Genomic DNA, 20,164 nt, shown 5'->3' on the forward strand with positions numbered 1-20,164 from the left:
CCACGCTCCACAGGCCCGCCATGCCCTCGATATAGCGCTTGCCGTTGATGTCCTCGACATAGATGCCCTCGCCCTTGTCGATCACCAGGGCACCGGTCTCCTCCTGTCGGCGCGCATCCGCATAGGAGTGAAGCTGGAAAGCCGTATCGCGGGCTTCAAGGGAATTGGGGAGCTGCGCCATGGAACGCCTCTTGTCATTTTGATTTATGGGTGTGGTTGTTGCCGCGCGACTCGTGCCGAGCCCCGCCGTTGCGCTCCACGCTAGTGCGGCACAGACGGGAGTACAATCGGGATTTTGCGCGATGATTTTCAAGTTTAACAGGCAAATGCCACGGGAATGCCGAATTGACCTTAATTGCTTTGCGGACCGCCTTGCGTGCTATTTGATCACCCGGACTTCCACGCGCCGGTTCAGGGCCTTGCCCTGCGGCGTGCCGTTGCCCGCGACCGGACGGCTTTCACCGAAGCCGACGGCACTGAAGCCGCCGGCCGCGATACCTTGCGCCGCCAGCCAGTTGACGACCGACAGCGCCCGGGCTTGCGAAAGCCCCTGGTTGTAAGCGTCCGTGCCGTCGGAATCCGTATGCCCCTCGATTGCCAGACGCGCCGACGGATTGGCCAAAAGCCAGTTTTGGAGCTGCGACAGCACCAATGCGCTGTCGGGACGGATGTTTGCCGAATCCACGTCGAAATAGAGGCCGTAGAGCACCGCCCGGCCGTCCCGGTCGAGAGACTGTTCTACGCGGCTTGAGCTGGCATTCACCAGGGCAGATGCGCACTTCGGTGTGACGCCCGAAGGCAACAGGGATCCCATCCATGTGCCGCGCAGCGTGCCCTGCTCGTACCAGAAGCCCGCGAAATATCTCCTGTCGGGCGTAACCGCCATGACCGCCTTGCCGATCTGCGGGCCGGTCTCGCGCCACTCAATACTCATGAACCGCCCGTCTCGCGCGCCGCTGAAGGTGCCCTCGTCATGATCGTAGCAGCCGCTGATTTCCTCGCCGGAGGATGTGATGAAGAACTTGTCCCAATTGGTCTGGTAGGTGCCCTGATAGGGCGTCAGGGCAACTCCCGCATCCAGGGCGGTTCCGATCGCCTGGAATTCCATCAGCTCGACATAGTCGGCACTGCCCCAGTTGCCGAGAATCTGGAGCTTCAGAAAACGGGCTTCGACCGGTCCCGGCAGGGGCACGCGGGTTTCGTCCAGATCCGCAATCTCGCCCTCGAAGATCGTGGAAAACGGACCGTCTTCCCCCGCTGTCGAGGCAAGCACCCTCACCCCGCGCGCCGACCGGCCCGCCTGGTCCACATGTGTGGTGTCGAACACCAGTTCGGACAGCGAATAGGTTCCATGAAGCTCGAACAGAAATTCATAGGGAAATGAAACCGTCTTCTTGCTCGACCATCCCAGCAACGGAGACCCGTCGATGAGCTCAAGCGCTATCCATTCGGCGGCGGAGCGGTCTCCGAACTCTTGCGTATAGGACAAGAGAACCGCCCCCTGATCGAACCCGGCCGCATTGACAGGCTTCTGCGCGCGCGCCGCCATCACTGGAAACAGGAGGATGACGAAAATTGCAAGGATCCGGCTTCTCATGGCACTTGCCTCAACCGCACATCATCGGAATGGCGATGATAGGTCAGAAAACGCGGATTTTACAGGCAATGCGGCCGGAACGTGCCGCCTGTTTGTCTTATCGCCCTCCGAAACAGGCGGAAACTGCCTGCGCCCGTGACGCCACGCCGAGCTTTCGCAGGATCTCGCTCATATGATAGGCGACGCCGCGCTTGCTGAGATTGAGGATCGTGGCGATATCCGTGTTGGACTTGCCCTCCGCGGCCCATTTGAGGATCTTGACCTGCTGGGGCGACAAGGCCCTGAGCGCCGCGCTTTCATCGGCCACATCACTTGCCCCCAGGCCAAGCATCTCAACCTTGATCGCCGTGGCGTTTCCCAGGATGGCGACCTGCTGCACAAGATCGAGCGGGAACGCTCCAGGCGTGGGCGCCTCGACGCAGAAAACGCTCATGAGCGGACACTTGGCCAGCGGAACCACGATGCCGCTGCCCATTCCAATATCGGTCAGAAACTCGGCGTATTCCTGAAACTGGCGGTCCGGTCTGTCGGCATCGACTGACCAGGTTCGATAAACAGGTATGTTACCGAACTCATCCAGCAGCGGGTTGTTTCGAACCCACCCCAGACGTTCATAGTCCTGCCGGAAGGCATCGGACAATGTCGTCAATGTCGGGTCGAGGACGAGTTCATCGGCCTCTTTTTTGTTGCAGGAAATCCCGAAGTTGTCGAAGCCGTGCTGCTCAAGGCTGGATGGCAGCGCAGCCTTCAGCTCCTCCACGGTATTTGCCTCGCGTATGGCCTCGATCGCCTGAACCGCCACGTAAACGCCCATGTAGACTTTGCCCCTCCGCAGATTTTGATTGGACGGGCAAATTCTTTCACACGAACTTTCAACCAATTAAGCGTATTCACATGACAAAACAGTTAGTTATCAAACATTCGAAATTTACATCAGCACATCTGACAGGAATGCCATTCTGTCAAAACGGAAGTTCTCTAATGAATTCATCGACTTCTTTTTCTAGACAAGACTTAATTTTATGATTTTTTTGTAGGAATAACTTAAAAACTGAATATTACCCTGCCGCAAGGAGAGGCATTCAACAAACACCGGCATTTGGTTTCTTCAAACCGGACCACGGAATCACCCTGTCCGGTGCTTATCAAAGCGCTTCAGGCAGCGCGTTTCCGGCAGGTTTTCCAATCCACGGCGCGCCCGCCACTTGTAGAACGTCGTGTCGCTGATCCTGTATTTACGGCAGAGTTCGGCGGCGGTTTGGCCGGATTTGTGTTCCTGCAGGATCTGCAGGATCTCGTCTTCGGAAAATCTGGGACGTTTCATTTCCTGTTTCTCCCGATCGTCCATGGGCCTGCCGCAATCGCCCGGAGCGAGGAGCGGACGTGTTGTGGCAGGCGCCTGTGTTGTGAAAGCCGGTCCGTTGTCTTTGCCGGAAAACCCGGCCGGATGGGCGCGGTTTGCGTTGAGGTCAGGAAACGGTGGTGGACACCTTGAACTTCCGCTTTTCCAGCTCCCGGAAGTAGGTCTGCACGTCGAAATATTCCTCCGGCGCCCAGACACCCGGTTTCCGCGGGGCCGCCAGGATGAGCTGCGCGGCAATGGAACCGTTCATGGAGGTGCAGGCATCCACATATGGGTCATAAAGCGGGTCCGGCTCGACCACGACAGTCACCGTCACCGTCCGCGCCTCGCCATCCTTGCGGCCTTTGCCGGTGGCGAAATGGATCTCGTGGCTGTCCTGCGCGGGGATCTTGTCGCCGTAGCGTTCGATGTTGCGGTTGATGACCTTGTTGAGGACGTCGAGAGGCTTCACCGAAATACCGTTCACCTCCACCGGATCGTCGAAATCGCCGAAGCCTGCCTTGACGAGGCCAACCCAGGCTTCGTGCTCCCGGTGCGGCAGGTGGAGTTTCCAGGAAAACTCCTTGATGCCCTTTTCCCTGATCCCGTCCGCCAGCGGCACGGTCAACTGTTCGGAATGGGGCGAATGCATGAATTCGCATCGGCCCCAGGGTTCGGGCAGGTCGAGAACTTCCCGGCCGCTCATGGGCGGACAGGTGACATGTTTGCCTCCGTAGAACTGGGTGCTTTCGTGGGCGTATTCGGCCAGAACCGTCGAGACGCTGTAGGGCGGCACCAGAACTGGGTTTTCCTCACCGGTGAGTTCGGCCGCCCAGTAGAGATTGATGGCATCGATCTCGTCGAGTTCATCGGCAACCGCCCGGCAGATCACGTTGGACATACCCGGGTCCGCGCCGACGCCGATTACCGCCGTGACGCCAGCAGCCTTGAAGCGCTCGTGCTCCGCCAGCTGCTTGACCGTATAGGTGCCGAGCCCGCCGAGGTCGATATAGGTCACCTTCTCCGCCAACGCGGCCTCGAAGATCGCCATCTGGAAGCCGAGCAGGGTCGGTACGCAGTTGATACAGATATCCGCGCCCTGGACTGCGGCGGCCAGCGACTGCGGATTGGTTGCGTCAAGTTCCTGAAGCACGATGCGCGGGTCGGCGAGCTCTTCGGCCAGCGCCGTCATGCGCGGACGCGCGGCGTCGCAGATCCGGACGGAAGCGATGTCGATGATCGTGCGGTCGGAGAGAAGGTCGCGCACAATGCCGGCGCCCATCAGACCCGCACCGCCAAGGAGGGTGATGATCATGTCGAATGTCCTGTATTGCTGATTGTCGGCTTGGTTTTGGAAAGAACGCTCAGACGTGCTTGCGCCCGCCGGTTTCAAAGAACCAGTCGTCCGGATAGGGGTACCACCAGTCCTGGCGCACCGGCTTGTGATCGACGATTACCATTTTCGAGCGGCGGAAGGTGTCGAGGCCGAGGCGGGAGAGCTCCCGGCCGATGCCGGATTTCTTCCATCCGCCGAAGGGCAGCGCGTCATTGTCGATCAGCGGATTGTTTACCCAGACCATGCCGGCTTCCAGCCGTTCCGAGGCTTCCATCGCCTCTTCCAGAGAAGTGGTGAAGACGGAAGCTCCGAGCCCGAAAGGACTGTCGTTGGCCATCTTGATGGCGGTGTCGAAATCCGGCACGCGGCAGACCGCAGCCACCGGTCCGAAACACTCTTCCTTCAGGATGTCCATCTCCGGCGTGCAGCCGGTCAGGATCGTCGGCTCGTAGAACCAGCCGAGCGGCTGGTCGACGGGGATCTTCGCCCCGGTCACCGCCTTCGCGCCCTTGTCCAATGCGTCCTTGACGAGACGCACTACCTTGTCGCGCGCCGCCTTGGAAACCAGCGGACCGATTTCGGCCTTCGTCAGGCCGTTACCGATGCGCAGTCTTTTCGTCTCGGCAGCGAATTTCTCGATGAAGGCGTCATGGACTTCATCGACGACATAAAACCGCTCGGCGGACGTGCAGACCTGGCCGGACATGTGGAACGCCGCGGTGACCGCGCCCGCCGCGGCCACATCAAGTGGTGCGTTGGCGGAAACGATCATCGGGTCTGAGCCGCCCGCCTCGATGACGGCAGGTTTCATTTCCCCGGCAGCGGCCATGGCCACCACCTTGCCGACGGGCACCGAGCCGGTAAAGGCGATCGCATGGGTCTGCGGCGACTGGATCAGTGCCTGCCCCACGTCTCCCCCGCCCGGCAGGCACGCCACCAATCCCTCGGGCAGATCGGCAAAGACATCCATGAAGATCAGCGTCGACAGCGTCGTGGCCTCCGCCGGCTTGATGATGCAGCCGTTGCCGGCGGCAAGCGAAGCGGCCACCGTCCAGCACATCAGCAGGATCGGGAAATTGAACGGCATGATGTGGACGGAAACGCCCAGCGGCTCGTAGCGCGCATATTGAAACGAACCTGCCTGTGTCGTACCCGCCACCTTGCCGCCGTCGTCGCGGGCCATTTCCGCGAAATATCGAAAGGCTCCGGCGCAGTTGGCTACCTCGCCGATGGCTTCCGGGTAGGGCTTGCCCATTTCGCGCGACATGATCTCGGCGCAATAGCGCATGTCCGCTGCCTCGATGCGGTTGGCGATCCGGTGGAGTGCCGTTGCCCTCGTCTTGGCATCCAGCCTGCCCCAGTGCCGCTGCGCGGCGGTAACGGACGTCAAAACCGCACCGATTTCCTCAGGCGTTGCCCCGGCAATCACCCCCACCTTTTCGAGGGTTGCCGGATCGATCACGTTCTGCATCCCGCCGCTCGCGGGCTTGAAGGTTCCGTCCGCGAAATAGACCGGTTTGTTGAGGTCGAAGTCTGTCATGTGTCCTGGACTTTCCGATGTGCGTCGGCTGATTGCGGATGAACGGGCCGGTGCGTTGCCCAGCGCGGCAGATGGCGGTCCATCAGGGCACGGATGTCATCGAGCCCGGCATTGTGAAGTGCGTTGGTCAGCAGTCTTTGTACGTAGGGAATGAAGACAAGATAGCCGTGCTTGCCGTCCCGCTTGGAAAGCCGCTCGAAGTTGCCGAGAAGCTTGGTGTGGCGATGTGCTGCCAGCAGCCAGTACTCGGCCATGAACCGCTCCCGGTCGAGGCCGGGACGCCCGGCAAGGTAATGCTCCACCAGCAACTCTTCGAGTCCGGGCGACAGTTCGCGGCGCGCATCCTGCGTCAGGGACACCAGATCATAGGCGGCCGAGCCCAGGACGCCGTCCTGAAAGTCGAGCAGACCGCAGGCCGCCGCGCCCTTGCGCCCTTCGACAACCATAAGGTTGTCGACATGATAATCCCGCAGAACCAGGACATCCCGGCAGCGCGCCACGTCGCCAAGAGCGACGTGCCACGCCTCGAGAAAGCTTTCCTCGAAGGCTTCCGCATCGACCTCCGGTGCGCATTGCGGCACGTACCAGCGGGAGAACATCTGAAGCTCGTCGTCGAGAGGACCAAAATCGTAGGGCGGGACGATTTCGGGCGGTGCAATCCCTGCTTCGTGCAGATGGATGAGCACATCGACCGCCAGCTTGTAGAGCTCGGCTTCCGAATGCCCGGTCGCCAGCAGCCGCGTGAACGTCGCCTCGCCGAAGTCCTCGATCAGTGCCAGCCCCTTGGCAAGGTCGTGATGAAAGACACGCGGCGCCGACAGGCCAACCTCGTTGAGATAGCGGCTGATCTGCACGAAAGGTTCGAAGTCTGGCGAGCCCGGCTCCACTTCCATAAGCAGCTTGGGCACCACCTCGAGCCGGTAGTAGCGGCGCGGCGAGGCATCCGCCGGAAGCTCCCTGGCTTCCGGCAGGGCGAAGTAATTGTCGGCGATGAAGGTGCTGCGAAGGTCCGGCATGTCACAAGTGTCCTGCATTCCCGTCTTCCGTTTCGTGTCCCGGAATCCGCCTCAGCGGATCATGTAGACCTTCTTCACGGTCTCATGGACCGTGCAGACGCCCTTCCAGTCTTGCGGAAAGAAGGCAGCGGTATCCGGCGTGATCTCGATCACCTCGCCGCTTTCGTGCACATAGGTGCAGCGGCCTTCCAGGAAGTGGCAGAATTCGTCGCGGGTCACGTGGCAGTCCCATTTACCCGGCGTGCAGACCCAGAGCCCGCATTCCGACCGGCCCTCCGGCCCCTTGTGGATCAGGAGCCCGGACGTGCGGCTCTCCCCCTCGATCATGGTGGGGATCACGCCCCAGTCCTTCAGCTCCGCTTGCTCCAGCGGCTTTTTCATCAGCGGTGTCGCGGTCATTTGTTTTCCTTGGATTTCAGCCGGATCAGACCAGCATGTAGAGGTTGCGCATGGTCTCCAGAACCTCGCATTCGCCGGTCCAACCGGCGGGGAACATCACGGCGGTTCCGGCCTCGACCTCGATCTCCTCGCCCTCGTCTGAGCGGTAGACCGCGCGGCCTGCAACGAAATGACAGAACTCGTCGCGCGGGATCGACAGCCGCCAGCGGCCCGGCGTGCACACCCAGATGCCGGTTTCCGGCTGGTTGTCCGGCCCCTTGTGGAGAAGACGGCCGGAAGACCGGGATTGCCCTTCCAGGCAATCCGGTTGCGCGCCCCAGTCCACCAGGTCGTCAAAGGTCGTGGCGCCGTGGATATGCGGCGCTGAAGAGGTCAGCGTCTCAACCATTGAAAGACCCGTTCTTGAGGACTTCATCGAGAATGCCGGCGGCCTTCTGCGGACCGCTGCGGGCCTGCATGTGCGTGGAGGTTGCCGCAAGCTTCGCCTTCATTGCCGGGTCGCCGATCATCTGCTCCAGCTTGGCCGCCAGATCTGCCTCGCTCCAGTCGTAGCGGTCCATTTTGAAGCCGTGACCGGTTTCGTCGACGCGAGTGGCGTTGTCGTGACCGTCCCAGACATAAGGCATGATGATCGCGGGCTTGCCGAAATAGAGGCACTCAGTGAAGGAGTTGTTGCCGCCGTGGTGGATGGCCGCGTCGATCAGCGGAATGACGGAGGGCTGCGGAAACCAGCTGTCGATGATCACATTGCCCGGCAGGGCATCGTACTGGTCCTTGTAGTCGCCGACATTCACCAGCGCCCGGTAGGGCAGCTTGCCGATGGCCGCGATGATCCGCTTCAAAAGATCCGTATCGCCCGCACCGAGGCTGCCGAAGGAGACATAGATCAGCGGCTTGTCGTTGTTCTCTGCAAATTCCGGCACTTCATAGGGTGCTTCCTGGCGCACGCAGCCTTCCAGATACTGGAACTGCTTCGGATCGAGCGGATGTTCGCGTTCGAATTTCACCGGCTCCGGATAAAGCAGGAGGTTCATGAAGGGCGAGGCCTCGAAGAACTGGCCGATCGGATAAGGCTCTTCGCCGGTCGACTTCAGGAATTCGTTAAAGTCGTCATGGATCGGCTTGATCACCTCATTGAAGCGTTTGCGGAAGGCCTCATGCCCTTCAAAGTCGGTGGCGCTGCAGCCCGACAGATGTGGCGGGATCTTCGGATCCTCGATCTCGTTTTCCGAGCAGGAAATGATCCGCACCCAGGGCTTGCCAAAGTGTTTGATCGCCGGGAACAGGATGACGTTGTCGACGCAGATCATGTCCGGGTCGATCTTGGCAAGCACGCCGGGCAGATCCTTCTCCGCCCATTTGGCGCTGTCGACGATCGCCTCCCAGCAATCCTTCACGTAGTTGTCGATCTGGTCATAGGGGCTCTTGCGGAAGTTCGGGATATGGCCGTTGATGAAGTCCTCCCAGAACTTCGCCATCTGCTCGGCCGGCATCGGTTCCGACAGGTTGACCGGATGCGCCTCGAAGCCGTAGCCCTCGTAGACCTCGACGAAGCCGGGGTCGGACAGGAATACGGCCTTGTGCCCGAGGGCCTGCACCGCCTGGGCAATGCCGACGGAGTTCAGTGCCGGTCCGAAGGCGGCTTCCGGGAAAAATGCGATTGTCTTGGACATTGGCCCCTCTTTCTCTTTATGCGGTGAAGAACTTGCAACGCTCTGGCGCAATGCCGAGCCGGATGGTTTCGCCCACCATGTGGCCGCCGGAGAGCCGGGCGGAAACACGAACCTGCAAAGGCGTTGCACTGGCGGGCGTTTCGACATGAAGAACCCGGTCGAGACCGTGGTAGGCGATGTCGACGATCCGCCCTTGAAGGCCGTTTTCCTCCGGCCCCACGAGATCGATTTCCTCCGGCCGGATCGCGAGCGCAGCCTGCCCGGCCGCCGAGGCGGCATTGGAGACGGTCAGACCCGGCGCCTCGAAGAAGCCGTCGGTTCCCACTTGCCCTTCGATGAAATTCATCACGCCGATGAAATTGGCGACGAAGCGGTCCGCCGGGTTTTGATAGATTTCTGCCGGCGCGCCATGCTGCAGCAGCTTGCCGTCCTTCAGGATCGCCATGCGGTCCGCCATCACCAGCGCCTCTTCCTGATCATGGGTGACGATGATGAAGGTGATGCCGACTTCGTGCTGCAGGCGCTTGAGTTCCAGTTGCATGCGTTCGCGCAGCTTCTTGTCGAGCGCGCCGAGCGGCTCGTCGAGCAGGAGCACCTTGGGCCGTTTGACGAGGGCGCGGGCAAGCGCCACGCGCTGGCGTTGACCGCCGGAAAGCTGCTCGGGCTTGCGGGAGGCAAATTCGGTCAGGTCCGTCACCGCCATGATTTCCTCGACCCGGCGCGCGATCTCCACCTTCGGCAACCGGTCCATCTCCAGCCCGTAGGCGAGGTTTTTCGCGACCGTCATATGGGGAAACAGCGCATAGGACTGGAACATCAGGTTCAGCGGCCGCCGTTCCGGCGGCAGGCCGGTGATGCTGTCGCCTTCCAGCACGATGTCCCCTGCCGTTGGCGTCACGAAGCCGGCCAGCATGCGCAAAAGCGTGGACTTGCCGCAGCCGGACGGCCCGAGCAGGGCGAAGAACTCGTTGCGGCGGATGTCGAGTTCCACCCCGTCGACGGCGCGCACGGGCCCGAAGTCCTTGGTCAAGCGGTCGATCTTGAGAATGGTTTCGGTAATGGTCATGTGAGCCGTCATTGCAGGTTGTCTTTGTTGAGCCATTGCGAGAGCAACAGCACGATGGTGCTGACCGCCATGACGATGGTCGCAAGCGCATTGATCTCGGGCGTGATCCCGAAGCGGATCATGGAATAGATCTGGATCGGCAGCGTGATGGAGGAGCGCCCGGCACCGGCGGTGAAAAAGGCGATGATGAATTCGTCGACCGAGAGGGTGAAGGCCAGCAGGCCACCGGCGATGATGGCGGGCAACAGCACCGGAAAGGTCACCCACCAGAAGGTGGTCCAGGCGGAGCCGCCGAGATCCCGCGAAGCCTCGACGATCGAATAGTCGAAATGCTTCAGCCGGGCGCGCACGATCGAGCAGACGAAGGCAAGATCGAAGATCACGTGACTGATGATAATCGTGTGCAGGCCCAGCGTGACGTTGAGTTTGGAAAAGAAGCTCAAAAGCGCCACGGCCAGCACGATGTCCGGGATCACCATGGGTGCGAAAACCAGCGCTTCCAGGCCGGAGCTCTTGCGGCGGCGGGTTTCCATGCCGATGGCCAGCATGGTTCCGAGCACGGTCGACAGCAGCGTTGCCGACACGCCGACGACCAGCGTGTTCCAGGCCGCCCCCAGAATGTCGCCGTTTCCGGCGAGTTCGAGGTACCACTTGGTGGAGAAGCCGGACCAGGCAGTCGGCAAGCCGGATTCGTTGAAGGACAGCATCACCAGGACGGCGATCGGCACATAGAGAAAGCCGAAGAGTGCCAGGAGTATGAGACGGCCTGCGAGCTTGTTCGTCCTCATGCCGCCACCTCGCGCGTTTCACCGCTGGCATGGGCCGTGGCGCGGGCCTGCAGGGTCAGGAGCACGATCATGATCGCGATCAGGATCATGCCGAGCGCGGCGCCGAAGGGCCAGTCGTTGGCGGTCAGGAACTGGTCGTAGACCACGTTGCCGATCATCTGGAACCGGCCGCCGCCGAGAAGAGCGGGCGTCACGAAGTTGCCGATGGAAAGGACGAAGACGAAGACGCCGCCGGCGGCGACACCCGGCAGGGTAAGCGGCAGGGTCACCCGCAGGAACGTGCGCACCGCACCGCCGCCGAGATCCCGTGAGGCTTCCTTCAGTTCCGGGTTGAGCCGGGAGAGGGTTGAATAGATCGCCAGGATCACGAAGGGCAGGTAGTTGTAGACAAGTCCCGTGATCACCGCGCCTTCGGTGTAGAGCAGCGACAACGGTTCGCCGTCATATCCGAGGGTTCGCAGGAAATTGTTGATCAGGCCCTCGCGGTTGAGCAGCACGATCCAGGCGTATGTGCGGATCAGGTAATTGCTCCAGAAGGGCAGCACCGCGAAGAACAGCAGCATCGGCTGACGGTGGCGGGGTGCAAGGCTGATCGCGTAGGCGGCCGGATAGGCAATCAGGATCGCCAGCAGGGTGGCGGTGCCCGCGATGCGCGCCGATGTCAGGAAAATTTTCGCATAGAGCGGATCGGCGACACGCGCGAAATTTTCCAGATTGAAGTTGTAGACCACGCCACCCCAGGTGCCGCGTTCGAAGAAAGCATAGGCCAGCACCAGCACACAGGGTGCCACCATGAAGGCCAGCAGCCAGGTAATGGCGGGGGCCGCCATGAGGTTCGATCTTGTCGCCTGAAAGGACATGGAAAATTGCCTGGGTCTCGGTCGTCGCTCTGGAGAAAGGGAGGCATGCCGGGTCGGCACGGGAGACCCGCGCCGGGATACCCTCCGGGGTGGCCGCGCGGCACAAAGACCGCGCGGCAGCTCTCAAGCCGGGACTATGTCCGGGGTCAGTTGGCGGCCTTGATCTCGCTGACGGCGCGCGAATAGCCCTTCTGCGCTTCGCCCAGATCGCGCAGCAGTTCGAACCCGGTGAGTTCGGCCGGTGTCATCGCCATGTTGGGATAGCTGGCCAGCAGTTCCGGATCGAGGCTTTCCATCGCAGCCTTGTTGGGCACCTTGTAAAGGATGTTGGAAGCCGCCCAGGCGTGGTTTTCGGCATCCAGCATGAAGTTCAGGAACTTCATGGCATTTTCCTTGTGCTCGGCGGCTTTCATCACGACCATGGTGTCGACCCACAGGTCCGAGCCTTCCTTGGGCACGACGAACTTGATGTCCTTGTTGTCCGCGATGCCGTAGTTGCACCAGCCGTCCCAGGCGTGAACCAGCGAGGCCTCGCCGGATACCAGCTTGGAATAGAAGGTCGTGTCGTCATAGGCGAGCAGATCCTTCTTGGCCTCGATCAGCAGATCCTTTGCCTCATTGATCTTGGCCGGATCGCTCTCGTTGACCGAATAACCGAGCCCGAGAAGACCGGCCGCCATCAGCCAGCGGTCCGTCGCCAGCATCGTGGTCTTGCCCTTCAGGTCGTCGGGAGATTTCAGAAGCGCCATCCAGCTGTCCGGCGAACCCTCAACAAGATCGGAGCGGTAGCACAGACCCGTGGTACCCCAGGCGTAGGGCACGGAGAAAGCATTGCCCGGATCGTAGGCGAGGCTGGCGGCCTCCGGATAGAGGTTGGCAAGGTTCGGCACGGCTGCCTCGTCGACCGTTTCCAGCAGGCCCTGGTGGTTGAGCACCTCGGCAAAGGGCGAGGACACAAAAACGAGATCGTAGCCCTTGCCGCCGCTCGCCATCAGCTTGCCCATGATCTCTTCGTTGGTGGCGTGATTGACCACCTCGATTTCGAGACCGGTCGCCTTCTTGAAGCTCTCGGCAATGTCCGGAGCCATGTAGCCGTCCCAGTTTGAAATCACCAGGTCCGCGGCCCCTGCCCCGCCTGCGCTAAGCCCCAGGGCCACAAGCGCGGCAAGCCCGGTTCTGGAAAGGAAATGCGTCTTCGCTGTCACGGGAAAACTCCCTTTTTAACTGTTGGTCCAACCTCTGTTCGGGCGCTGCCGCTTGCTGCGATCTGTTACGCCAGACGGATAAAGAGTATTATTTTCAAAAAAAGTACTGTCAATACAGAATCTGAAATCCAGCGATTTTCGGCAATTCGTGCAAGGAAGCCCTTGCAATATCAGCGCCCAAAAGGCAGCATGCACCCACAAACAGGCAGCAGGTCAGATGACGGCAGAGCAAAAAAAACCCAACCGCAGGCATGTCGAATTGGCGCAAAAAATACTGGACATCGCGACCGAGCGCGGCATGTCCAAGGGCGACCGGCTTGCCGAGCAGGCAATCGCAAGCCTTTGTAATGTCTCAAGAACTCCGGTCCGCAAGGCCCTGCAGATACTCGCGGAACGCGGCCTTGTCACAACGGACGCGGACGGAGGATACCGTTTCGCTGCCGATTCCGTGACCATCGCCAGCCTGAATCCGGACACTGGCAACGCGCCGGAGGACGATCTCAACAACGCCATCCTGCGCGACCTGGCAGCCGGGCGAATTTCCGAAATACAAACCGTCGCCGCGCTACAAAGACGCTATGACGCCTCGCGCCAGTCGGTACAAAATGCGCTTTTGAAACTGGCAGAGGACAATCTCGCCGTACGCGGCGCCGGGCAACAATGGACCCTTAAGGAATTTGCCGTCAGCCCGGAAGCCACGGCCAAAAGCTATGAATTCCGCCTGGCGACCGAGCCACTGGCCCTGACCCTGCCGGACTTTCACCGCGATTCCACGGCCATCCTGTCGCTACGCCAGTCGATGATGGCGCTTCAGACCATGACCGAAGCCACCTTCGACCAGCGCCTGTTCGAACGCACCGACAGGGATTTCCACCTGCTGATCGCGAAAAGCTGCGGCAATCCGTTTCTCGCCGAAGCACTGACGACACATCACCGCCGCCGCTACGCCCTGCCCTCGCAGCCCCACGTCGGCCTCTTCCGCGTGATGCAGTCCAACCTGGAACATCTGCAGATCCTCGAACAGATCGAGCGCGGCCAGATGGCCCTGGCCGCCGATCTCATGCGCGTCCACATCCAGCAGTCCCAGTCGCAGCGGCCACGGATCGCCGGCCGGGGCGTTCCTCCCCGTTTCAAGCTCGTATCCCGGTAAGCATTTCCCCCGCCCATGCCCAACGCAAAGACAATCGCCCTCTTCCCCGAAGCCAGCTACGGCGCAGCCCTCAACTGCGTCGGCATCGCCCAGCAGCTCAAACATCTGGGTGCACGGCCTGTTTTCATCTGCCACCCGGGTTTCAGCGGCGTCTTTTCCGAGTACGGTTTTGCCGAATACCCGCTGGCCGGGGGCGGCGAGAGCACAGCCACCGACTGGACCGACTTCATCAACCGGCACCAGGACGCCTTCCGGCAATCGCCCTTCGATCAACTCGACAGCTACGTCGCCCCGACCTGGGAAGCCATCGTCGACACAGCCATGGATGTCGAGGAGCCCCTGCGCCAGTTGCTGCAGCGCCTGAAGCCGGACGGCATTGTGCTCGACAACGTCGTCATGTTTCCGGCCGTCGCCAATGCGGGCGTGCCGTGGATCCGGGTCGTTTCCTGCGCGGAAACGGAAGTGCCGGACGAGAACGTTCCGCCTTATCTTTCAGGCTGCAGCGCCAACGCTCCGGAAGACTGCGCGGCGTTCTTGAAAAAATACCGCAAGGCGACCGCTCCGGCCCACAAGCGCTTTGCCGCCTTCCTGCAGGAATGCGGCCTGAAGGCGCCCCAGGCACCGGAGTTTCTCGGCCCCTCTCCCTGGCTGAACCTGCTGCTGGCTCCAAGCATTATCCGCCACGAGCGCGCCGAGGCTCTCGACCCGGACTATTTCGTCTTTCTCGACGGCTGCGTGCGGCACGAGGTGGACTACCTGCCGCCGCGGTTTGCGCGCTGTAACGACGAGCCGTTGGTGCTGACCAGTTTCGGTTCGCTCGGCGCCATGGATGTCGACATGATGAAGCGCATGATCGACGTGTTTGAACGCCTGCCCTTCCGCTTCCTCGTCAATGCCGGGCCGTGGCGCGACGAATACAGCGACGTGCCGGACAATGTCTTCGTCGACAGCTGGTTCCCGCAGCCTTCCGTCGTCCGTCAGGCCAGCCTCTTCATCCATCACGGCGGCAACAACAGTTTCTGCGAAGCGCTTTATTTCGGCGTGCCTTCGCTCATCATGCCCTATTGCTGGGACGGCCATGACAACGCCACCCGCGCCGGGGAAACCGGCGTCGGCAGAAATCTTGCCCGCTATGACTGGAGCCCGGAGGAGCTGTCGGGCGCCATCACCGGCCTGCTGAACGACACGGCGATGCAGAAACGCCTGAAGGCCAATGCCGGCAAAATGCAGGCCCATTCCGGCGCGCGGCTCGCCGCCGAAAAGATCCTGGAAACCGTTTCCCGCAACAAATAACGAACCGCCCGGTTGCCTCGGGGAGGAGGAGCTAGAGATGCGCGACAAGCTTTTCATCAACGGAGAGTGGCACCTGCCGCTGAAGGGAGGCCGCTTCCCGGTCGTCAATCCGGCAACGGAAGAGATTATTGCAGACGCGCCGGCCGGAACGGCGGAAGACATCAATACCGCCGTCCGCGCCGCCCGGGTCGCGTTCGACCATGGCCCCTGGCCGAAACTGTCCGGCAGGGAGCGCGCCGGTTACCTGCGCGCCATGGCCGCACGGATCGAGGAGCGCACGCAGGACCTGGCGCGGCTGGAGGTGCTGGACAACGGCAAGCCCCTGCCGGAAGCCGTCTGGGACATCGAGGACACCGCCGGCTGCTTCCGCTTCTACGCGGATCTCGCCGAAGAACTGGACGCAAATCCGGAAGAAGTCATTCCGCTTGGCGACGACCGCTTTTCCTCCAGGGTGGTGCGCGAGCCTGTCGGTGTCGCGGGAGCCATTATCCCCTGGAACTACCCGCTGCTGATGGCTGCCTGGAAAGTTGCCCCAGCCCTCGCCGCCGGCTGCACCATGGTGCTGAAACCATCCGAACTTACCCCGCTGACGGCGCTGGAACTCGGTGCCATCGCCGAAGACGCCGGACTGCCCGCGGGCGTTCTGAACATCGTCACCGGCCTTGGCCCGGACGCGGGCCAGCCGCTGTCCGAGCATCCCGGCATCGACAAGCTGGCTTTTACCGGGTCTGTGCCGACCGGAAGCAGGATCATGGCGGCAGCGGCCCGCGACATCAAGAACGTCAGCCTGGAACTTGGCGGCAAATCGCCCTTCGTGGTTTTTGCGGACAGCGACATCGACAAGGCCGTCGAGTGGATCATGTTCGGCATCTTCTGGAACCAGGGCGAGGTCTGCTCGGCGACCTCGCGGGTGCTGGTGGAAGAAAGCCTTTATCCGGCGCTGCTCACCCGCCTGGTGGAAGAAACAAAAAAGATCAGCATCGGCAACGGGCTTGACGACGGCACCCTGCTCGGCCCCCTCGTATCGAAAGGCCAATATGACAAGATCCACGCGATGATCGAACGTGGCGTCTCCGGCGGCGCCAGGATCGCCACCGGTGGCAAACGGCCGGAAGGTCTTCAAAAGGGCTATTTCCTGGAACCGACAATCCTGACCGATATGAGCGAGGACAACATCGTCTGGCGGGAGGAGATCTTCGGCCCTGTCGTCTGTGTCAAACCGTTCCGGGACGAGACGGACGCCATCCGCATGGCCAACGACAGCCGCTTCGGCCTGGCCGCCGCGGTCATGTCGGACGACCTTGACCGCTGCGAACGGGTGGCGCGTGCCTTCAAGGCCGGAATCGTCTGGATCAACTGCTCCCAGCCCACTTTCACCGAAGCGCCCTGGGGCGGTTACAAGCAGTCCGGCATCGGCCGGGAACTCGGCAAGTGGGGTCTCTCCAATTATCTCGAGGTCAAGCAGATCACCGCCTTCGACAAGAACGAGACCTGGGGCTGGTACCTGAAGTAACCGCCTCCCCTGTCGATCCACCTCTCTCGCTCCGGAAGACAGACCATGGAAAACAGAAGCTGCTTAACGATTGTTCTGGCCGCGGGCGACAGCACCCGCATGAAATCGTCGAAATCCAAGGTCCTGCACAAGATCGCGGGCCTGCCGATGATCGCCCATGTCACGCGGACCCTCGCCGATGTCGGCGTCAAGGACGCCGCGCTGGTGCTCGGCCGCGACGCCGACACGGTCCGCGAGGCGGCTGCAGTGCCTGGTCTTAGTCTTGAAACCTTCCTCCAGTCAGAACGGCTTGGCACGGCCCATGCCGTGATGGCTGCACGCGCGGCGATCGAACGGGGTTACGACGACGTCCTCGTGACTTACGGCGACGTACCGCTGGTGACCGGAGCGCCCTTCCTCGCCGCCCGCGAAATGCTCTCCGCCGGCCACGATGTGGTGGTGATCGGCTTCGAAACCGACAAGCCGACCGGCTATGGCCGCCTTATCGAAACGGATGGGCAACTGGTGGCGATCCGGGAAGAACGGGACGCCAGTGAAGAAGAGCGCCGCATCACCAGATGCAACAGCGGCCTTCTGGCGATCAACGGCCGCCTTGCGCTGGAGCTTCTGGAGAGGATCGGCAACGATAATGCCAAGGGCGAATACTACCTGACGGACATCGTGGAAATCGCCAAGGCGGACGGCAGAAGCGTGGTGAGCGTTCAGGCGGACGAAAGCGAAGTCATCGGCTGCAACAACCGGGCGGAATTGGCCGTGATCGAACGGATCTGGCAGCAGCGACGGCGGCACGAGCTGATGGTCTCGGGCGTTTCGATGATGGCTCCGGAAACGGTGTTCCTGAGCCACGACACCGAGCTTGCCCCCGATGTCACCCTGGAGCCGAACGTTTTCTTCGGACCCGGCGTCACTGTAGAAGCGGGAGCCGTCATTCACGCCTATTGCCATATCGAGGGCGCCCGCATTGCGGCGGGCACCTCCGTCGGCCCTTTCGCGCGTTTAAGGCCAGGTGCTCACCTGCATGCAGGTTCCAAGGTGGGCAATTTCTGCGAGGTGAAAAACGCCGAGATTGCCGAAGGCGCAAAGGTCAATCACCTCAGCTATATCGGCGATGCCAGCGTCGGCGCGGCTGCCAATATCGGCGCGGGAACGATCACCTGCAACTATGACGGCGTCAACAAGCACCGCACCGAGATCGGCGCCCGCGCCTTCATCGGCTCCAACTCCGCCCTCGTCGCCCCCGTGAAGATCGGCGACAACAGCCTCGTCGCGGCCGGCAGCACGATCACCAGGAACGTCCCGGCAGACGCCCTCGCCTTCGCCCGCAGCCGCCAGACGGTCAAGGAACGGAAGTAACCGTACATCGGCCCGGGCAGATGCCAAGTCATTGAGGGAATGGCCCACCGGGAAGGAGAAGGCGAGGACCGGTTATTCCGGCGCGCTGCCGCAGACGCCACGCAAACAAGTTCCACGACCCTGATTTCCGGTTATATTTGTGTCATGGAAAGTCTCGTTCACCTGAGCGTTCTGGGCCGTTTCGAAGTCTCGCGGGCCGACCAACCGGTTATGCTTCAAGCGAAGAAGGCGCAGGCATTGCTGGCTTTTCTCGCCGTCGAGTATCCGGCCGTCGTGAACCGCGAGAACATCGCGACCTTGCTATGGAGCCACACGGGCGATGACCGTGCACGGCACAATGTACGGCAAGCACTGTCCCACATAAGACAGCACGTCGGTCCCGTCGTCCTTTCCGAGGGAGAAGGGCTTCGGCTGGATCCGGCTCGATGCAATTCGGACGTTTTGCGTTTCAAAGCCGGAACGGATGCCGGCGATGCGGCAACACTGGCGGATTGCCTGAAGCTTTACCGCGGGGAACTGCTTGAAGGCTTCCATCTGCGGGCTCCCGAGTTCGACGACTGGCTGAGGGACGCGCGCGAACACCTTCGGAAGAGCGCCTGTCACGTCATCGAACGGCTTGCCGAAATTCTGATCAGTGAAGGACGCGACAGCGAGGCGGAAAGGGTGTTGTATCGGCGGCTTGCCATCGACCCGGCCTGCGAAAAGGCGCACCGGGCGCTCATGGAACTGTTTGCGCGAACCAACCGCCGTTCGGACGCCCTGCGGCAATTCCAGGTTTGCGCCGACGCGCTGCTGCGGGAGCTTGGCGCAACGCCATGCGATGAGACGATAGCGGTCCACGATCGAATCCGGCACGGCCGGAACACGACACCTGAACCTCCCGCTTCCGCAAGTGCCCCCCTGCCGCCACTCGCACAAGGCACCGAGGGCCCCGTCGTCGCCGTCCTTCCCTTTGACAACCTCTCCGGGGAGGAGGACCTGTATCTGGCCGACGGCATCGCCGAGGACCTGACAACAGCACTCTCGTGTTTTCACGATCTGGAGGTCATCGCACGCGGATCGTCGTTCATGTATCGCGGACAGGAGGTTCCCGAGAACGAGATCGCCACGGCGCTCGGCGCCGATTTCCTGGTGCGCGGCAGCGTCCGCCGCGCGGGCGGCAAGGTTCGAATTGGCGTTCAGCTTCTCGACGGCGCGCGAAGCCGCCTGGTCTGGGGACATCAATACGAGCGCGAAATCGTTGACGTATTCGAAATCCAGAACGAAATCGTCTCAACGCTGGTGTCCACCCTGGTCGGCCGGGTCGAGAAGGTCCTCCTCAATCGGGTGCGGTCCGTCCCGATGGAGCGCCTCGCTTCATATGACCTGCTGCTCAAGGGCAAATTCCACCACCACCTGTTCACTCCGGAAGATTGCCGGCTTTGCATTGATCTCTTCGACCAGGCCATCGACCGCGATCCGCAATATGCACTCGCGCACGCCTGGCTCGCATGTGGCCTCGGCCAGGCAATGGTCCACCACCTTGGCGACCAGTCAGAGCTGGTGGATCGCTCACAGGCCGCGGCCGAACGCGGGCTTGAACTCGACGAAAACGAAAGCGAATGCCATCGGGTCCTGGCTCAGAACCACCTTATCCGGGGCAACCTGCCGCGGGCCCTGTGGCACCAGGAACGCGCCTTGTTTCTGAACCCCAATGACGACCGGTCGATCTGTGCCATGGGCGAGATCCTGACCTTTGCCGGACGGGCGGCGGAAGGGGAGGAATGGGTGCGCAAGTCGTTGCGGCTCAACCCGTACCACCCGCAACGCTACTGGACCCACCTGGCACGCGCGCTGTTGCATCGTGGCTGCCACGAGGAGGCACTGACGGTGCTGGACCGGATCGGTAGGCCACGAACCGACGACCTGATGTACGCGGTGGCCGCCAGTGCGGGCTGGGGCAGCCCGGCGGCCATCGAGCGGTCGTTGTCGGCCCTCAGGATCGCCCTTCCCGATTTCGACGCCGAAGCATTCGTCGCAACCTTGCCATACGA

At 61.7% G+C, this 20,164-nt stretch carries 18 protein-coding genes and 1 pseudogene; 5 read left to right on the forward strand and 14 right to left on the reverse strand.

The features are described from left to right. From ACQY7U_RS24170 to ACQY7U_RS24235, 14 genes and pseudogenes are all read right to left on the reverse strand, one after another. Positions 1-181, reverse strand: a pseudogene (locus tag ACQY7U_RS24170) (aspartate aminotransferase family protein); the annotation flags it as partial. Between the two features lie 198 nt (positions 182-379). Continuing rightward, complete coding sequence (locus tag ACQY7U_RS24175) at positions 380-1,597, reverse strand: OmpA family protein (protein ID WP_428650501.1); 1,218 nt, start codon at positions 1,595-1,597, stop codon at positions 380-382. 97 nt (positions 1,598-1,694) lie between these two features. Next, positions 1,695-2,411 (reverse strand): helix-turn-helix transcriptional regulator, encoded by a 717-nt coding sequence (locus tag ACQY7U_RS24180; RefSeq protein WP_428650504.1) that lies wholly within the window; start codon positions 2,409-2,411, stop codon positions 1,695-1,697. A 312-nt stretch (positions 2,412-2,723) separates the two neighbouring features. Further along, complete coding sequence (locus ACQY7U_RS24185; RefSeq protein WP_428650506.1) at positions 2,724-2,921, reverse strand: transposase; 198 nt, start codon at positions 2,919-2,921, stop codon at positions 2,724-2,726. 145 nt (positions 2,922-3,066) lie between these two features. Beyond that, a complete protein-coding gene (locus tag ACQY7U_RS24190) occupies positions 3,067-4,254 on the reverse strand; it encodes a saccharopine dehydrogenase family protein (RefSeq protein WP_428650509.1) in 1,188 nt (395 codons plus the stop codon). 49 nt (positions 4,255-4,303) lie between these two features. After that, positions 4,304-5,815 carry an aldehyde dehydrogenase family protein gene (locus tag ACQY7U_RS24195; protein ID WP_428650512.1) on the reverse strand — a complete coding sequence of 504 codons (1,512 nt, stop codon included), beginning with the start codon at positions 5,813-5,815 and terminating at the stop codon, positions 4,304-4,306. Beyond that, positions 5,812-6,849, reverse strand: a complete 1,038-nt coding sequence (locus ACQY7U_RS24200; protein WP_428650515.1) for an aminoglycoside phosphotransferase family protein — start codon at positions 6,847-6,849, stop codon at positions 5,812-5,814. Before ACQY7U_RS24200 ends, ACQY7U_RS24195 begins: the two co-directional genes overlap by 4 nt. Positions 6,850-6,882: 33 nt before the next feature. Continuing rightward, on the reverse strand, positions 6,883-7,230 hold the full coding sequence (locus ACQY7U_RS24205; RefSeq protein WP_428650518.1) for a cupin domain-containing protein: 348 nt from the start codon (positions 7,228-7,230) through the stop codon (positions 6,883-6,885). A gap of 25 nt (positions 7,231-7,255) precedes the next feature. Further along, on the reverse strand, positions 7,256-7,618 hold the full coding sequence (locus ACQY7U_RS24210) for a cupin domain-containing protein (protein WP_428650521.1): 363 nt from the start codon (positions 7,616-7,618) through the stop codon (positions 7,256-7,258). Next, positions 7,611-8,903 (reverse strand): nucleotide disphospho-sugar-binding domain-containing protein, encoded by a 1,293-nt coding sequence (locus ACQY7U_RS24215; protein WP_428650523.1) that lies wholly within the window; start codon positions 8,901-8,903, stop codon positions 7,611-7,613. Before ACQY7U_RS24215 ends, ACQY7U_RS24210 begins: the two co-directional genes overlap by 8 nt. A gap of 16 nt (positions 8,904-8,919) precedes the next feature. Continuing rightward, positions 8,920-9,969: an ABC transporter ATP-binding protein gene (locus ACQY7U_RS24220; protein WP_428650526.1), complete on the reverse strand. Its 1,050-nt coding sequence runs from the start codon at positions 9,967-9,969 to the stop codon at positions 8,920-8,922. Positions 9,970-9,977: 8 nt separating this feature from the next. Beyond that, positions 9,978-10,757, reverse strand: coding sequence for an ABC transporter permease (locus tag ACQY7U_RS24225; protein ID WP_428650529.1), 780 nt, complete (start codon positions 10,755-10,757; stop codon positions 9,978-9,980). Continuing rightward, positions 10,754-11,617: an ABC transporter permease gene (locus ACQY7U_RS24230; protein ID WP_428650531.1), complete on the reverse strand. Its 864-nt coding sequence runs from the start codon at positions 11,615-11,617 to the stop codon at positions 10,754-10,756. The genes ACQY7U_RS24225 and ACQY7U_RS24230 overlap by 4 nt, the downstream gene beginning before the upstream one ends. Before the next feature lie 146 nt (positions 11,618-11,763). After that, positions 11,764-12,822: a polyamine ABC transporter substrate-binding protein gene (locus ACQY7U_RS24235; RefSeq protein ID WP_428650533.1), complete on the reverse strand. Its 1,059-nt coding sequence runs from the start codon at positions 12,820-12,822 to the stop codon at positions 11,764-11,766. 217 nt (positions 12,823-13,039) lie between these two features. Here ACQY7U_RS24235 and ACQY7U_RS24240 point away from each other — a divergent pair, with 217 nt between their 5' ends. The 5 genes from ACQY7U_RS24240 to ACQY7U_RS24260 form a co-directional block, all read left to right on the forward strand. Further along, positions 13,040-13,972, forward strand: a complete 933-nt coding sequence (locus ACQY7U_RS24240) for a GntR family transcriptional regulator (protein WP_428650536.1) — start codon at positions 13,040-13,042, stop codon at positions 13,970-13,972. Between the two features lie 15 nt (positions 13,973-13,987). Then, positions 13,988-15,265 carry a glycosyltransferase gene (locus ACQY7U_RS24245; protein ID WP_428650539.1) on the forward strand — a complete coding sequence of 426 codons (1,278 nt, stop codon included), beginning with the start codon at positions 13,988-13,990 and terminating at the stop codon, positions 15,263-15,265. Between the two features lie 37 nt (positions 15,266-15,302). Further along, positions 15,303-16,778: an aldehyde dehydrogenase family protein gene (locus ACQY7U_RS24250; RefSeq protein ID WP_428650542.1), complete on the forward strand. Its 1,476-nt coding sequence runs from the start codon at positions 15,303-15,305 to the stop codon at positions 16,776-16,778. A gap of 45 nt (positions 16,779-16,823) precedes the next feature. After that, positions 16,824-18,131: a bifunctional UDP-N-acetylglucosamine diphosphorylase/glucosamine-1-phosphate N-acetyltransferase GlmU gene (gene glmU, locus ACQY7U_RS24255; protein ID WP_428650545.1), complete on the forward strand. Its 1,308-nt coding sequence runs from the start codon at positions 16,824-16,826 to the stop codon at positions 18,129-18,131. 39 nt (positions 18,132-18,170) lie between these two features. Continuing rightward, on the forward strand, positions 18,171-20,164 hold a 1,994-nt coding region (locus tag ACQY7U_RS24260; RefSeq protein ID WP_428650548.1), incomplete at its 3' end, for a BTAD domain-containing putative transcriptional regulator.

The organism is Roseibium sp. (genome assembly GCF_050301095.1).
Lineage (GTDB): Bacteria > Pseudomonadota > Alphaproteobacteria > Rhizobiales > Stappiaceae > Roseibium.

What these genes read in the sequence shown, in the direction of transcription:
- ACQY7U_RS24175 (WP_428650501.1), bottom strand. Translation starts at nt 1,597, where the DNA reads ATGAGAAGCCGGATCCTTGCAATTTTCGTCATCCTCCTGTTTCCAGTG.
- ACQY7U_RS24180 (WP_428650504.1), bottom strand. Translation starts at nt 2,411, where the DNA reads ATGGGCGTTTACGTGGCGGTTCAGGCGATCGAGGCCATACGCGAGGCA.
- ACQY7U_RS24185 (WP_428650506.1), bottom strand. Translation starts at nt 2,921, where the DNA reads ATGAAACGTCCCAGATTTTCCGAAGACGAGATCCTGCAGATCCTGCAG.
- ACQY7U_RS24190 (WP_428650509.1), bottom strand. Translation starts at nt 4,254, where the DNA reads ATGATCATCACCCTCCTTGGCGGTGCGGGTCTGATGGGCGCCGGCATT.
- ACQY7U_RS24195 (WP_428650512.1), bottom strand. Translation starts at nt 5,815, where the DNA reads ATGACAGACTTCGACCTCAACAAACCGGTCTATTTCGCGGACGGAACC.
- ACQY7U_RS24200 (WP_428650515.1), bottom strand. Translation starts at nt 6,849, where the DNA reads ATGCAGGACACTTGTGACATGCCGGACCTTCGCAGCACCTTCATCGCC.
- ACQY7U_RS24205 (WP_428650518.1), bottom strand. Translation starts at nt 7,230, where the DNA reads ATGACCGCGACACCGCTGATGAAAAAGCCGCTGGAGCAAGCGGAGCTG.
- ACQY7U_RS24210 (WP_428650521.1), bottom strand. Translation starts at nt 7,618, where the DNA reads ATGGTTGAGACGCTGACCTCTTCAGCGCCGCATATCCACGGCGCCACG.
- ACQY7U_RS24215 (WP_428650523.1), bottom strand. Translation starts at nt 8,903, where the DNA reads ATGTCCAAGACAATCGCATTTTTCCCGGAAGCCGCCTTCGGACCGGCA.
- ACQY7U_RS24220 (WP_428650526.1), bottom strand. Translation starts at nt 9,969, where the DNA reads ATGACCATTACCGAAACCATTCTCAAGATCGACCGCTTGACCAAGGAC.
- ACQY7U_RS24225 (WP_428650529.1), bottom strand. Translation starts at nt 10,757, where the DNA reads ATGAGGACGAACAAGCTCGCAGGCCGTCTCATACTCCTGGCACTCTTC.
- ACQY7U_RS24230 (WP_428650531.1), bottom strand. Translation starts at nt 11,617, where the DNA reads ATGTCCTTTCAGGCGACAAGATCGAACCTCATGGCGGCCCCCGCCATT.
- ACQY7U_RS24240 (WP_428650536.1), top strand. Translation starts at nt 13,040, where the DNA reads ATGACGGCAGAGCAAAAAAAACCCAACCGCAGGCATGTCGAATTGGCG.
- ACQY7U_RS24245 (WP_428650539.1), top strand. Translation starts at nt 13,988, where the DNA reads ATGCCCAACGCAAAGACAATCGCCCTCTTCCCCGAAGCCAGCTACGGC.
- ACQY7U_RS24250 (WP_428650542.1), top strand. Translation starts at nt 15,303, where the DNA reads ATGCGCGACAAGCTTTTCATCAACGGAGAGTGGCACCTGCCGCTGAAG.
- glmU (WP_428650545.1), top strand. Translation starts at nt 16,824, where the DNA reads ATGGAAAACAGAAGCTGCTTAACGATTGTTCTGGCCGCGGGCGACAGC.